Below are 14,277 nucleotides of genomic sequence, written 5' to 3'. Positions count from 1 at the left end.
ATTACTTGCGCCCCCATGTTTTACGGATCATTTCTTCAATCTCTCCATTAACCAGTGTCAGAGATTCAAGCGCGCGGTCATAAGTACCACGCGTAAATTGTGCGCGGTCAACTTCATAAAGCGTTTGCTTTGTCAGGCCGGCATCGGAAATTGCAGTTGATTTGACCATCGCATGCTCCAATACACGATTACCGAAGATAGAACGCATGAAACCGGCCATTTGGCTTTGCGGACCATCATTGGGTTCAAAGCGCGTGATCAGATAGCGCATCCAATCATATTCAGTATTGCCCCCTGCCCGCTCAACAACATTGAGGAGATCGGAAGTCATATGCAAAAACTGCGACATGGACATCACATCAAGCATTTGCGGATGAACGGTAATCAAAACAGACGTAGCCGCGCATAAAGCTGACAAGGTCAAAAAACCAAGCTGAGGCGGACAGTCAATAATGATGACATCATAAACACTTTCAATTTCTGCCAGACATTCACCAATACGGGAGAAGAACATTGTCTCTTGTTGACGGTCGGCTAGAATTTTAGGCGTTTCATGCTCAAATTCCATCAATTCCAGATTACCCGGAATGATATGCAATCCGGGTGTATAGGTGGAACGAACGATCTCAGTGATGTGGCGGCGATGCTTGTCATAGCGGATAGCCGCATAAATTGTTTCATTGTGGTCAACATCGATTTCAGGCTGATGACCGAACATAGCTGATAAGCTGGCTTGCGGATCAAGATCAATCGCCAGCACACGATAACCGCGCAAGGCCAAATATTGTGCTAGATGCGCGGTGCTGGTTGTTTTCGCACTGCCACCCTTGAAATTCATTACAGAGATGATCTGCAGCTTTTCGCCATCACGACGATGACGGATATATTTAGGCGAGCTCTTACCCGAGCCCTCATCTAAAACGCGGCGCAACTCTTCGATGTCGTAAATGGAATACATGCGCCGACCATTGGGCAATGGTTCAGGCCCGTGACCTTCAGCAACGATCTGACGCAAATAGCCCTCATGAATGCCGATGAATTCGGCAGCTTCATGCGGTGTAAACAGACGGATGCTTTTTTGTGCTGTCGGGGGAAATGTTCTCAACTGATGCGCTTGTAACTGCCGCGATAATTCAGCGGCATCAGCAGCAATCAAAGAACGCAGACTTTCGCCAACCGGACGTTCTGTTTCATTGTTGATAGACATACCCACCTCGTTGATCAGCGCTTTTTTCCGAAATGGATTAATATAAGCGCTGATTATTATGACCCGATTCTAATCAGAGAGCAATCACTCATTAAGAGATTGCTTACCATACCGATACCAGCCAAAGAACGCTAAACTAGAAGCCGTGGTGAACGGAGAATGACACGTTATCTACCAAGAATCAAATAGTTACAAGGATTTTTATAGATATGATATTTTTGATAATTGTTTGTCCGCTGTTTGCACTGCAATCCATTATCGGGAGACGCGGGCTCATGAGTAATTATGATTGCGTAACAAATGGTAACGCCGGACTGACAATTTTAAATTACATCTGCAATTCTGTTGTACGCGTACAACCACCATCGTTGATAGTTGTTCGCGTACAACAATTTCATTTTCAATTATTATTGCACGGATTTTAAGAGATAACGTTGGATTTTTCCGGTTGGCGTTTTCGGGAGGCTTTCTACAAATATTATTCGCCGTGGGTATTTATAAGGAGCAATGAGTTGTTTGACATGCTCTTGAAGGCACTTGATCATAGCCTCGGATTGTTGAGAATCTTTTTGTAAAACGACGTAAGCTTGAACACGCTGTCCGCGTTCCTCATCGTCAGCGCCAATAACAGCGCATTCGCTAACGTCCGGATGTGCGAGCAGGGCAGCCTCCACTTCAGGACCTGCAATATTATATCCGGCGGAGATAATCATATCATCATTACGGGCTGCGAAATGGAAATAACCGGCATCGTCTTGATAGAATGCATCGCCGGTGAGGTTCCATCCATCGCAAACATAATCAAGTTGGCGCTTATCAGCTAAATAGCGACAGCCAGTGGGGCCGCGCACCGCAAGGCGGCCGATTGTATTGCGTGGAACTTCCTGCATTTTGTCATTAACAATTTTTGCTTCATAACCGCTAACGGGTTTGCCCGTAGAAGCCGGGCTTGAATCGTCCAAGCGGTTACTAATAAAAATATGGAGCATTTCGGTGGCACCAATGCCATCGAGCAATGGTTTGCCAGTTGCCTTTATCCATGCATCATAAATAGGGGCTGGCAAGGTCTCACCAGCAGCAACTGCAACACGCAATGACGACAGATCCGCACCTTCTTCCATAGCTTGCAGCATGACACGATAGGCTGTAGGCGCGGTAAAGCTGATTGTAGCTTTATAGGTCTCGATCAATTTGACCATATTTGGCGGGCTTGCTTGCTCTAACAAGGCGGCTGTCGCGCCAAAGCGGAGTGGGAAAATCGCCAATCCACCTAAGCCGAATGTAAAAGCGAGGGGAGGCGAACCAACAAATATGTCTTCGGGCTGAACATTGAGCACTTCTCTGGCATAGCCATCGGCAATCATTAACAAATCACGATGGAAATGCATAGTCGCTTTTGGTTCACCGGTCGTTCCGGATGTGAAACCAAGTAATGCAACGTCATCACGCCCTGTTTTGACCGCTTCAAATTGAACGGGTTTATCCAGTGCGGCATGATCCAATTCTGCATCATGGTTTGCTGAGCCGTCAAAGGCGACAACACGTTTGAGATAAGCGCTGTTCTGAGCGCAAAGGAGCATATCATCCATCAGGCGGCTATCGCAAAGCGCCAGTGTAACCTCTGCTTTATTGACAATTTTTGTTAGTTCACCAGCGCGCAACATTGGCATAGTGTTAATAACAACAGCGCCGGCTTTAGTGGCAGCGAGCCAGCATGCCACCATGGCAGGATTATTGGATGAACGGATGAGAACACGATTGCCGGGTACGAGCCCGTAATCATCAACCAAAACATGGGCGATGCGGTTGGTCCAATCAGATAATTCTTTATAAGTGCGGCGCCTGCCATTGCCGATAAGGGCTGTTTTATCACCGAAACCTTTAGCAACCATCGCATCGGTTAATTCGACGCCCGCATTGAGATAATCCGGATATTGAAAGTTGTACATGTGCAACTCAGGCCATTCCTGAAAAGGCGGCAAATTATTGCGTGAAAATTCATCAATATGCGCGGAAGGACCAAGCATGTTTATTCCCCTGCTATGCATTATATTTGTTATTAGAATCAAATAATAAGCAGGCTGCGGGAGGATCAGCCTTCAGTAAAACCACGGGAGTGGTCAATTTTATCCATTATTGTTAAAAGTGTAGCGCTTTGCTCAGGTTCGATAACCTTTAAAACATCATCAATCCACTTTTCATGCGCAGCAGCCAATGTTTCAAAGGAAGTTCTGCCAGCTTTGGTTAAACGTACGATAGTCGCACGTTTATCGCCAAAAACTGTTTCTCGGGTGACGGAGCCATCGGCAACCAGTCGTTCAATAATGCCTGTTACATTGCCGTTTGAAACTCGTAAAGCGGCGGAAAGTTCAGACATGCGCAAGCCGTCATCGAAGCGATAAAGAGCCGACATGACATCAAACCGTGGCAAAGTTGTATCGAATTCATCACGAAGCTTTTCGCGAATCATAGTTTCAATATGCTTGGTTGTTTTTAAAACTTTAAGCCAAACGCGTAAGTTTTGCTTTGAAGTCAAACGGTTAGCACTTGCTATTTTTAACGTTGAAACCTTGCTATCTGGCATTAGAGACGTTCATCCGGTCTAGGTTTCATTTTTATATAAGACATTGTTTCCTCCCAAAAACGGATATCTTATTTACTTCTCTATCCTGACACTAAACAAAATAATTTCAAGCTTGAAACTTCAAGCTTGAAATTATTTTCATCTTGTGACGACAATAGTGCAGTTGCCAGATATATTCATCTTAAAGAGAAACCGGCAGCATAATTCAACTGAACACACAAGGAGGTGCGAAGTTTGAATGATATCGCAAAGATCGATTGGGATCTGGCGTATTCCAATGTTTTGGCAGTCACTAATTCTGCTGATTATCCGCCGCTGTGGCAGCAAAAATCGCTTAAATTTCGTGAGAAAGCATTAAGCGAAGGACGTTTGAACTCTGATATTGCTTATGGGAATTTGCCTCGCAATAAATACGATCTGTTTTATCCGATTGCTGAAAGAGATCAGCAAAATAAAGGCTTGGTCGTTTATGTTCACGGCGGATATTGGATGAAACTTGATAAATCCTGCTCGTCATATTTGGCGGCAGGTGCTCTTGCGCATGGTTTTGCGGTAGCCGTAATTTCTTACACTCTGTGTCCTGATGTGTGGATTGGAGATATTGTTAATGAGGCGGCTCGTGCGATCGAACATGCCGGTGCTAAAATAGACGGGCCAATTTATCTGACCGGCCATTCCGCTGGTGGTCAGATTGTCAGCCGCATGAGCACTAAAACTTCTCCGCTTGATGCTAAAATCATGCAGCGTATCAAGCATACGGTTTCGATTTCAGGTTTAAGTGACCTGCGGCCACTGATAAAAACGGAAATGAATGATGTTTTGCGGCTTGATGATCAACAAGCCTATGCTCAAAGCCCCGCTTTGCTGGAACCTGTCAAAGATATCAAGCTGACAGCATGGGTTGGTGGGGCAGAACTGCCTGAATTCATCCGGCAAAGTGCTTTACATGCCAATATCTGGAGCGGATTTGATTGCGAGACAAGTTTTGTTAAGGAAGCCGATAAGCACCACTTAAATATAATAGACGGTTTAAGTGATCCGGAGCATATTTTGACAAAAACGCTTCTGGAAATTGCCTGAATTTATGCTAGCAAATTAATAACGAACTATAAAATAAATGTTGAGGGGAAAAATATGAAAAAACTTACATCAGCTTTTCTAGGGCTTAGCATGCTGCTTTCAGGCACAGCTTTGGCCGAACCGATTAAAGTGGGCATGATTACCACTTTGTCGGGTGGCGGGGCAGGGCTTGGCGTTGATATTCGCGACGGCTTCTTGCTGGCTTTAAAACAAGCCGGCAATAAGGATATTGAAATCGTTGTTGAAGATGACGCGCAAAAGCCGGAATTGGCGGTGCAAATTGCCGATAAAATGATCCAGAGCGACAAGGTGGACATTCTCACCGGTATCGTCTGGTCAAATTTGGCAATGGCTGTAGTACCGGGTGCTGTGGCGCAGGATAAGATCTACATCTCCACCAATGCCGGACCTTCGGCACTGGCTGGTGAAAAATGCAACCCGAACTATTTCAATGCGGCCTATCAGAACGATAATTTGCATGAAGCCGTTGGCAATTACGCCAATGATGCAGGCTATAAAAAGGCTTTCATCCTCGCGCCAAATTATCCTGCAGGCACCGATGCTCTGACGGGTTTCAAGCGTTTCTTCAAGGGTGAATTGGCTGGCGAAGTTTACACCAAAGTTGGCCAGACTGATTATGCGGCGGAAATTGCCGAAATTCGTGCCTCAGGTGCAGATTCGGTCTATTTCTTTTTGCCCGGAGGCATGGGCATTGCTTTTATGAAGCAATATTCACAGTCCGGTGTTGATATACCGGTGATGGGACCAGGTTTTTCTTTCGATCAGGACGTGTTGGCAGCGATTGGCGATGCAGCTCTGGGCGTGAAAAACTCGTCGCATTGGTCAAAAGACCTCGATAATGAAGCCAACAAGAAATATGTCGAAGCTTTTAAAACCGAGTTTGGGCGAATCCCGTCGCTTTACGCAACCCAAGGTTATGATGCCGCCAATTTGATTTTGTCTGCGGCTGCAAAAGCCAGCATCAAGGACAAGGAGGCTTTCCGCGCGGCGCTTAAGGAAGCAGATTTTGACAGTGTTCGCGGCAAGTTTAAATTCGGTAATAATAATCACCCGATTCAGGATATTTACATCCGCGAAGTGATTAAGGAAGACGGTGTCCTGACCAATAAGATCATTGCGACATCCTTTACCGATCATCAGGATGCTTACGCTTCCGAGTGTAAAATGTAAAAACGCTGTGGTCTCAAGCGTTTAAATCCAAGCCATCAAGGCGTGCGGATTGAGTTCTTGCTCAATCGCATGCCTTGACCACCTGATTGTTTAACGTATTGATATATCAGGTTTTACGGCAGGCGCTTAAACAGCCTTCCCACATTTAACCACAGGATGATCGTGTGTCGCTGGCTCTTATTATTGAACAGCTCCTCAATGGCCTGCAATTTGGCGTTATGCTCTTTTTGATGGCGGCAGGACTGACCCTTATTTTCGGTGTGATGGGCATTATCAATTTGGCTCATGGCTCGCTTTTCATGATTGGCGCTTTTGCTTGTGCAGCAGTTGCAGCCTATACCGGCTCATTCTGGATCGGGCTGATGGCAAGTCTGGCAGGCGCTGCCGCTGCCGGCGCGCTGATGGAAATAACCATTGTGCGCAGGCTTTACGGGCGCGATCATTTGGATCAGGTTTTGGCAACTTTCGCGCTGATTTTGATTTTTTCTGATGCAACGCGCTATGTTTTCGGCTCATTTCCACTTTATCTCGACATACCGCCGCTGTTGCAAGGCTCGGTTATATTGCCGGGTGGCGCGCATTATCAGCTTTATCGCTTGGCAATTATCGGCGCTGGTATTTTGGTGGCGCTTGGGCTTTTTCTGCTTATTAATAAAACGCGTCTTGGTATGCGTATTCGTGCAGGTGAAGCGGATCGTGAAATGATCAGCGCATTGGGCGTAGATATAGCCAAGCTGAACACGATTGTTTTTGCACTTGGTGCAGCACTTGCTGGTTTTGCCGGTGCGCTGGTGGGGGCTTTGCAATCAGTGCAAGTCGGCATGGGAGAGCCAGTGCTTATTCTTGCCTTTGTGGTGATTGTGATTGGCGGCATTGGTTCGATAAAAGGTGCGCTTTATGCGGCCATTTTGGTGGGCGTGGTGGACACAATGGGGCGTTTCTTGCTGCCAAAACTCTTTGCCTTGTTCATTCCGCCGTCACAAGCTTCTACAACGGGTACGGCGCTTGCTTCGATGCTGATTTATATCGTTATGGCGATTATTCTGACTTTCAGGCCAAAAGGCCTGTTTGCGACAGAGCGATAGGGAAGTGTGATGAAAACAGAAACTCTTCTCAATCTTTTCTTACTTGTTGCTTTGCCGCTTGTAGCCGTGATTGCACATATAATCGGCGAGCCGTTTTATGTGAACCTCACCACGCGAATTGCCATTTTGGCATTGGCCGCGACGGGCTTGAATCTGGCGCTTGGCCTTGGCGGTCTGGTTTCCTTTGGTCATGCGGCGTTTTTTGGTATCGGCGGCTATGTGGCGGGTATTTTCGCCACGCATGTGATGTCTAGCACCTCATTTATGGAATGGCCATTTGCCATTGGCGCAACCAACCAGATGCTGGTGATCTGGATTGTCGCGATGCTGGTAGCAGGCCTGACAGCGCTGGTGATCGGTACGATCAGTTTACGCACCTCCGGCGTGTATTTCATCATGATTACGCTCGCTTTTGCGCAAATGGTTTATTATTTCGCCATTTCATGGCCAGCCTATGGTGGCGAAGACGGACTATCCATACCGGTACGTAATACGTTCTTCGGCATCAATACATTTGCGCCGCTCAATTTGTTTTTAATTGCTTATGGCGTTTTGATCGCAGTGATTTACGGGTTTTGGCGGCTGACAAATTCGCGTTTTGGTGCCGCTTTGCAAGGTGCACGCCAAAATGAAACACGATTGGCTTCCATCGGTATCAAACCGTTCCAGATCCGTCTTACAGCATTTGTATTGTCTGCCATGATTACCGCTCTTGCAGGAGCGCTTTTTGCCGATCTGAACCGCTTTGTCAGCCCGACGATGTTTTCGTGGCATATGTCGGGTGAGTTGATTGTGCTGATTGTTTTAGGCGGAACAGGGCGTTTGTTCGGTCCTTTTGCCGGTGCGGTGCTTTATGTGCTGTTTGAATTTGCTTTAGGCAGTACGGTGGAACATTGGCAGTTTTTCTTAGGACTGATTTTACTGGGCGTGGTGATGTTTGCACGCGGCGGTTTGATCGGACTTATTACGGGGAAGGCACGTCATGGCTGAACCAATTCTCTCAATTCAGAATTTAAACAAGTCGTTTGGCGCTCTCAAAGCCACTGATGATGTCAGCGTTGACTTACGCAAAGGTGAGATTCATGCGCTGATTGGGCCCAATGGAGCGGGCAAATCAACGCTGATTCATCAAATTGCGGGCACTTTACGTCAGAACAGCGGGACAATTCACTTCAACGGTGCTGAAATTTCCGATCTTTCGGTTGCAGAGCGTGCTCAATGCGGCTTGGGTCGAACATTTCAAATCTCATCTTTGATGCCGGAATATTCAGCCCTTCGCAATGTCACTCTCGCGCTGCAAGCAAAGCAAGGTTCAAGCTTTCGTTTTTGGAAATCGGCTGTCACTGATCATGCGCTGGTGGATGAAGCCGAAGACATTTTGCAACGTGTCGGGCTTTATGAACGTCGTTTGGTGGTCAGTGCCGAATTATCGCATGGCGAAAGACGGCAATTGGAAATCGCGATTGTGCTGGCCTTGCAGGCAAAAGCTTTGCTTTTGGATGAACCGATGGCTGGAATGGGGCCGGAAGGCTCACTCGCTTTGACTGGTTTTCTTGATAAACTGCGTGATGAAGCGCCCATTTTGCTGGTTGAGCATGATATGGACGCTGTTTTCGCGCTCGCAGATCGCATTTCGGTGCTGGTTTATGGCCGTGTGATTGCAACAGGCAGTGTCAGTGAAATACGTAATAATCCGCTGGTGCGTGAAGCTTATTTGGGGGAGGGGCATTAAATGTTGCTGCAAATAGATCAGCTTGAGACATTTTATGGTGCTTCTCAGGCTTTGTTCGGTGTGGATCTCTCCATTGCCAAAGGTGAGGTGCTGGCGCTGATGGGGCGTAATGGCATGGGGAAAACGACCACGATCAGCTCTGTTTTCGGGCTTAATCCGGCCAAGCGTGGCAAAGTGGTTTTCAATGGCACCGATATCACCAGGCAAAAACCTTACAAAATTGCCCGTCTTGGCCTTGGGCTTGTGCCGGAAGGACGGCGGTGTTTTCCTAATCTTACGGTGAATGAAAATCTGCTGGCTTCAGCACGTCATGGCGAATGGACGATCGAAGCGGTTGGTAAGCTTTTCCCGCGCCTTGAAGAACGCGGACAGCAGTCCGCTCAAACATTATCCGGTGGCGAGCAGCAAATGTTGGCTATTGGTCGCGCTTTGATGACTAATCCAGAGCTGATCGTGTTGGATGAAGCAACGGAAGGTTTGGCACCAGTTATCCGTCAGGAGATTTGGAAAGCCATCCGTGCATTAAAAAACACCGGTCAATCCATCATTGTCGTGGATAAAACCTTGGCGGAATTATTGCCGGTCGCAGATCAGTGCGTGATTTTGGAAAAAGGTGTAACCGTTTGGCAGGGTACACCGGAAAATCTTGATGCGGATGTGCAGCAGCGTTATCTTGGTGTTTAATAAGCCATTGATAATATAAGATTTTAAATCGTGGTTTTATTCGAGCCAGCGTTGGCAAAGTATCTTATCGTTTATCTAAATATACGGTTGTGTCCTTCCTTTTTCAGAAAATCTTTCTAATTTCATTAATACTGAGGATGATTCTTCTCTGCCGTTCAGGCTGATACAGGGATTTTTATTGATGACATTACCCCAAATCCTGGCCACGGGCACAATTGCCTTGATGATGGCAGCCTTTTTCTGGGGCAAGTTTCGCTATGATCTGGTGGCGGTCTGTGCGTTACTGCTTGGCATTGCGGTGGGGGTTGTGCCATATGACAAGGCTTTTAGCGGTTTCAGCGATGAAATTGTTATCATTGTCGGCAGTGCTTTAATCGTTTCGGCAGGCGTGGCGCGCTCCGGTTTGATGGAAGCAGCGGTACAGAAATTTTTCCCGAAAGTTTCATCTGTGCGCATTCAGCTGATTATTTTAGTTGGCGTTGTGACGGTTTTGTCGGCCTTCATTAAAAATGTAGGCGCTTTAGCGATTATGATACCTGTCGCTTTCCAATTTGCCCGCCGCTCCAATGTGTCAGCTTCCGTGTTCCTGATGCCAATGGCTTTTGGTGCATTGCTTGGCGGTTTGATGACCCAAATCGGGACATCGCCGAATATTGTTGTGTCGCGTTTACGTGCTGAAATGGTGGGCGAAAGCTTCACCATGTTTGATTTTACCCCGGTCGGGGCTACATTGGCCGTGGTTGGTATTTTGTATTTGGCCTTTTTCTATAAGCTCATTCCGGAGCGCAAAAAAGAAAATGTTTCTGCAACGGATGCATTAGAGATCAGAAACTATGCTTCGGAAGCTAAAATTGCTAAAAATTCGAGTGTTGTTGGCAAAACAATCGTTGAGCTGATCAAGCCTGCAGAAGGCAATGCGATGATTACCGCGATTATTCGCGATGGTCGGCGCATTACGCCCCTGCCTGATCGCACCGTTTTGGAGGGCGATGTGGTTCTGCTGGAAGGGGATTCCAAAGCGCTGGATGCGGTTATCAGCAATGGCAAGCTGCAAATAGCGGAAGACCGTAACCCGAATGATACTGAGGGCTCTGAAGAGATTGAGGCAATTGAAGCGGTTATCGGTAAAAACTCGCCGCTGATTGGTTTGTCTGCACGCAATCTCGACCTTTACAGCCGCTATGATGTCAACCTTTTGGCTGTCAGTCGTCAGGAAGAACGTATTACCCAGCGTTTAGGCGAGGTTGAGTTCCGTTTTGGTGATGTGATCGTCTTACAGGGGCGAGCAAATATTTTGCCGCCATTGTTACGTGAATTCAGTTGTCTGCCGCTCGCCAAACGTACGATTTTGCTCGGCAGTGTGCGCCGTGGTTTGGTGCCGCTCGCCATTTTGATTGTCGCCATTATGACGACTGTTTTAGGGCTGTTGCCGGTTTCTATTGCGTTCTTTGCCGCAGCGGTGGCGATGATCTTGTTCAAAGTTATTCCGATTAACGAGATTTATTCGGCAATTGATGGCCCTATTCTCATCATGCTGGCCGCCCTCATTCCGGTCAGTGATGCTTTGCGCACGACAGGCAGCACCGATTTAATCGCTGAAGGGTTGTCGATGGTCGCTACCTATCTGCCGCCATCAGGCGCATTGGCGATGATTTTGCTGACTGCTATGGCTGTAACACCGTTTCTCAATAATGCTGCAACTGTGCTTGTGATGGCACCAATAGCCACCAGCTTTGCGGCGGGTTTAGGCTATAAGCCGGAAGCTTTTCTCATGGCTGTTGCCATTGGCGCTGGTTGCGATTTTCTAACACCGATTGGTCATCAGTGTAATATGCTTGTTATGAGCCCGGGTGGTTATAAATTTAGTGATTATCCGCGTTTAGGGCTGCCGCTTTCGGCAATTATTGCTCTGGTTGCAGTGCCAGCGTTGATTTTCTTCTGGCCGCTGACTTGAGGTTAAAAAATCCATTAAAAAGCCCGCATGAAAGTCATTTCATACGGGCTTTTTAATATTTAAGAGGCTTAGATTGCCAGATATTCGTTACGAAGCTCAGGATTATCAAGCAGTTCTTTGGCGCTGCCGCTAAAGACCAGCTCGCCGGAATCCAGAATGACTGCGCGATCAGAAAGACGAAGTGCAGCAACAGCATTTTGCTCAACGATAATGGTCGTAATGCCGCGCTCTTTAATATCGTAGACGATATTCTCGATCTCTTTGACGATCACTGGTGCCAAGCCTTCATAAGGTTCATCCAGCAGCAACAATTTTACATCGCGTGCAAGGGCGCGCGCAACGGCAAGCATTTGCTGCTCGCCACCCGACATGGTGATACCTTCTTGATTGCGTCGTTCGGCAAGGCGCGGAAAATGCGCGTAAATTTGCTCCAGGCTCCAGCCTTTGTTTGGCGCAATTTGTGCCAAAATCAGATTTTCTTCGACCGTCATGCCCTGTATGATCCGGCGATCTTCCGGCACTAATTGAATACCGGCCTGTGCGGCCTGATAGGATTTCATGGTGTGCAGCGGTTGGCCTTCAAGCCAGATTTCGCCAGCACGGGCTTCCGGCTCGGCCAAGCGTGCAATTGCGCGCATGGTAGAGGTTTTACCAGCACCATTTCGGCCGAGTAGCGCCAGAATTTCACCCTTTTTAATGTCGAGATTGACGCCTTGAACGATGTAACTCTCACCATAATAGGCGTGAAGATCCCGGATGGCGAAAAATTCCTGTGAAGGATCGGTATTATTGGCGGCAGAAATAGCCTCTTTTTTCATTGAGACAGCACTCATTCTTCAATCCCTCCCAAATAGGCCATTTTCACGCGCGGATCGTCTCTAATCGCTTCCGGCAAGCCTGTGGCGATGATTTTACCTTGTGCCAGCACTGAAATTTTATCGGCCAAAGAAAATACCACATGCATATCATGCTCGATGATAACCTTGGTCATGCCGGTCATTTTGATTTTCTTGAGCAGCTCAATCGTGGTGTTGGTATCGTGACGCGACATGCCGGCGGTCGGCTCATCCAAGAGCAATAAGCGTGGACGTTGGATTAAGCACATGGCAAGCTCCAATCGTCTTTTGTCACCACGGGATAAAACACCGGCCAAGCTTTCGCGGTGATTATAAAGGCCGATATCGTTGAGCAGAGCCTCTGCTTCATCGCGAATTTCGGCTTCTTTAGCGACAGAACGAAACATATTGACTTTAAATGCACCATCGCGACGGGCAAAGGCCGGTGCCATGACATTTTGCAAAACATCAAGATCGGCAAAGATCTCTGGCGTTTGAAAAACGCGGGAAATACCGAGCTGATTGATTTCATGCGGCTTTTTCCCGGTCAGAATGGTGCCGTCAAAGACGACTGCACCACTGCTTGGCGGAATGCGCCCGATGATCACATTGAGCAGGGTTGATTTACCGGCCCCGTTGGGGCCGATGATGGCATGGGTTTTGCCTTCTTCGATTTGTAGGTCAATGTCTGACAAAGCCTGCAAACCGCCAAAGTTTTTAAACACATCTGCTGCGTGCAGAACAATATTACCTGGTGTCTCACTCATGACAACATAATCCTATTCTGCGGGTTGGGGATGAAGGGCTTTAGCGGTTTTGGGGCTGGGCTTAAGCTTTTTTAACAAGCGTTGGTAGCCCTCAACCAAACCGCCCGGCAGGAACACGACGATCAGCACAAAGATCAGGCCGAGGGTCAGGTGCCAGCCTTCACCGACGAATTTGGAAAGCACGGTAACGACCACATTTTCCAAGCCGTCAGGCAGGAAGGAAAAAGCTTTATGCAGCGTGTTGATATTGATGGCCGAGAAAATATTTTCGAAATATTTGATCAGCCATGCACCAATCACAGGGCCGGTGAGCGTTCCGACACCACCTAAAATAGTCATCAAAACGACATTGCCGGATTCTGTCCATTTCATGCGCTCGGCACCAGCAATCGGATCGGTAACCGCGAGAAGAGCACCGGCAAGACCTGCAAACATACCCGAAATAACGAAGGCAGAAAGCATATAAGGCTTGGTGTTGAAACCGGTATAAACCATGCGGGTTTGGTTGGATTTGATGCCGCGCAACGCCATGCCAAAAGGTGAGGCAAAGATTTTTTGCGACAAATAAAAGGCCAAAATCAGCAAGCAAGCGGAAATATAGAAGCCGAAATAACCGTTGATTTCCATGCCGAACAAGGTTGGCGTCGGCAGACCTGCACCGCTGGTGGCGCTGCCGATCATTTTATCTAAAACCCGTGGATCATTACGAGCGAGCAACAGGCCGGTTTCACCATTGGTGATGGGGGTCAGCACAGAATAAGCCAGACTATAGCTCATCTGCGCAAAGGCGAGTGTCAGGATGGAGAAGTAAATGCCGGATCTGCGCAGGCTGAAAAAACCGATAATCAGGGCAAATAGACCAGCCATCACCACTGCTAGCAGTGTGGCGGGAATAATATCCATGGATAATAGTTTGAATGACCACACCGCGGTGTAAGAGCCGACGCCCAAAAATACTGCATGACCAAAGCTCAAATAGCCAGTGAGACCAAAGAGGATGTTAAAGCCGATAGCAAAGATGGCGTAGATGGCGAATTTTTGCATCAAACCCGGATAGGCTGCCCCGATGGGGGCAAGCCATAAAGGCATGGCAATCACAACCAGCGCAAAAATTGCAAGTGTAAGTGTGTCTTTTCTGGATAGTGAAAACATGGTTG

The 14,277-nt window shown here is 47.5% G+C and carries 13 protein-coding genes; 7 read left to right on the top strand and 6 right to left on the bottom strand.

The genetic code is table 11. The features are described 5' to 3' along the window. Nucleotide 1: 1 nt before the first annotated feature. From repA to JNC77_RS11635, 3 genes are all read right to left on the bottom strand, one after another. Nucleotides 2-1,207: a plasmid partitioning protein RepA gene (repA, locus tag JNC77_RS11645; RefSeq protein ID WP_374832657.1), complete on the bottom strand. Its 1,206-nt coding sequence runs from the start codon at nucleotides 1,205-1,207 to the stop codon at nucleotides 2-4. Between the two features lie 407 nt (nucleotides 1,208-1,614). Continuing rightward, entirely contained in the window at nucleotides 1,615-3,234 is a 1,620-nt protein-coding gene (locus JNC77_RS11640; protein ID WP_374832655.1) for an AMP-binding protein, read from the bottom strand. A 65-nt stretch (nucleotides 3,235-3,299) separates the two neighbouring features. Continuing rightward, nucleotides 3,300-3,677 (bottom strand): MarR family winged helix-turn-helix transcriptional regulator, encoded by a 378-nt coding sequence (locus JNC77_RS11635; protein ID WP_374832653.1) that lies wholly within the window; start codon nucleotides 3,675-3,677, stop codon nucleotides 3,300-3,302. 348 nt (nucleotides 3,678-4,025) lie between these two features. Between JNC77_RS11635 and JNC77_RS11630 the strand changes: the two genes are divergently transcribed. The 7 genes from JNC77_RS11630 to JNC77_RS11600 all read left to right on the top strand — a co-directional run bounded on the left by JNC77_RS11630 (nucleotide 4,026) and on the right by JNC77_RS11600 (nucleotide 11,517). Next, nucleotides 4,026-4,871 (top strand): alpha/beta hydrolase, encoded by an 846-nt coding sequence (locus JNC77_RS11630; protein ID WP_374832651.1) that lies wholly within the window; start codon nucleotides 4,026-4,028, stop codon nucleotides 4,869-4,871. 54 nt (nucleotides 4,872-4,925) lie between these two features. Continuing rightward, the gene (locus tag JNC77_RS11625; protein ID WP_374832649.1) at nucleotides 4,926-6,062 is read left to right on the top strand and encodes an ABC transporter substrate-binding protein; all 1,137 of its coding nucleotides are present in this window, start codon (nucleotides 4,926-4,928) and stop codon (nucleotides 6,060-6,062) included. A gap of 164 nt (nucleotides 6,063-6,226) precedes the next feature. Then, nucleotides 6,227-7,147, top strand: a complete 921-nt coding sequence (locus JNC77_RS11620; protein ID WP_374832647.1) for a branched-chain amino acid ABC transporter permease — start codon at nucleotides 6,227-6,229, stop codon at nucleotides 7,145-7,147. Nucleotides 7,148-7,156: 9 nt separating this feature from the next. Continuing rightward, nucleotides 7,157-8,137, top strand: a complete 981-nt coding sequence (locus JNC77_RS11615; protein WP_374832645.1) for a branched-chain amino acid ABC transporter permease — start codon at nucleotides 7,157-7,159, stop codon at nucleotides 8,135-8,137. Beyond that, nucleotides 8,130-8,879, top strand: coding sequence for an ABC transporter ATP-binding protein (locus JNC77_RS11610; protein WP_374832643.1), 750 nt, complete (start codon nucleotides 8,130-8,132; stop codon nucleotides 8,877-8,879). The genes JNC77_RS11615 and JNC77_RS11610 overlap by 8 nt, the downstream gene beginning before the upstream one ends. After that, a complete protein-coding gene (locus JNC77_RS11605; protein ID WP_374832641.1) occupies nucleotides 8,880-9,563 on the top strand; it encodes an ABC transporter ATP-binding protein in 684 nt (227 codons plus the stop codon). It abuts the gene before it with no gap. Between the two features lie 181 nt (nucleotides 9,564-9,744). Then, entirely contained in the window at nucleotides 9,745-11,517 is a 1,773-nt protein-coding gene (locus JNC77_RS11600) for an SLC13 family permease (protein ID WP_374832639.1), read from the top strand. A 68-nt stretch (nucleotides 11,518-11,585) separates the two neighbouring features. Here the strand turns inward: JNC77_RS11600 and JNC77_RS11595 are convergent, their stop codons facing one another. From JNC77_RS11595 to JNC77_RS11585, 3 genes are read right to left on the bottom strand one after another with little or no spacing between them, the layout of a single operon-like run. Then, complete coding sequence (locus JNC77_RS11595) at nucleotides 11,586-12,335, bottom strand: ABC transporter ATP-binding protein (protein WP_374832731.1); 750 nt, start codon at nucleotides 12,333-12,335, stop codon at nucleotides 11,586-11,588. A gap of 11 nt (nucleotides 12,336-12,346) precedes the next feature. Further along, complete coding sequence (locus tag JNC77_RS11590) at nucleotides 12,347-13,120, bottom strand: ABC transporter ATP-binding protein (protein ID WP_374832637.1); 774 nt, start codon at nucleotides 13,118-13,120, stop codon at nucleotides 12,347-12,349. A gap of 12 nt (nucleotides 13,121-13,132) precedes the next feature. Continuing rightward, complete coding sequence (locus JNC77_RS11585; RefSeq protein ID WP_374832635.1) at nucleotides 13,133-14,272, bottom strand: branched-chain amino acid ABC transporter permease; 1,140 nt, start codon at nucleotides 14,270-14,272, stop codon at nucleotides 13,133-13,135. Nucleotides 14,273-14,277: the final 5 nt, after the last annotated feature.

It is taken from the genome of Paenochrobactrum pullorum (assembly GCF_041929845.1).
Lineage (GTDB): Bacteria > Pseudomonadota > Alphaproteobacteria > Rhizobiales > Rhizobiaceae > Paenochrobactrum > Paenochrobactrum pullorum.
This window is presented reverse-complemented; position numbering and strand designations above follow the sequence as displayed.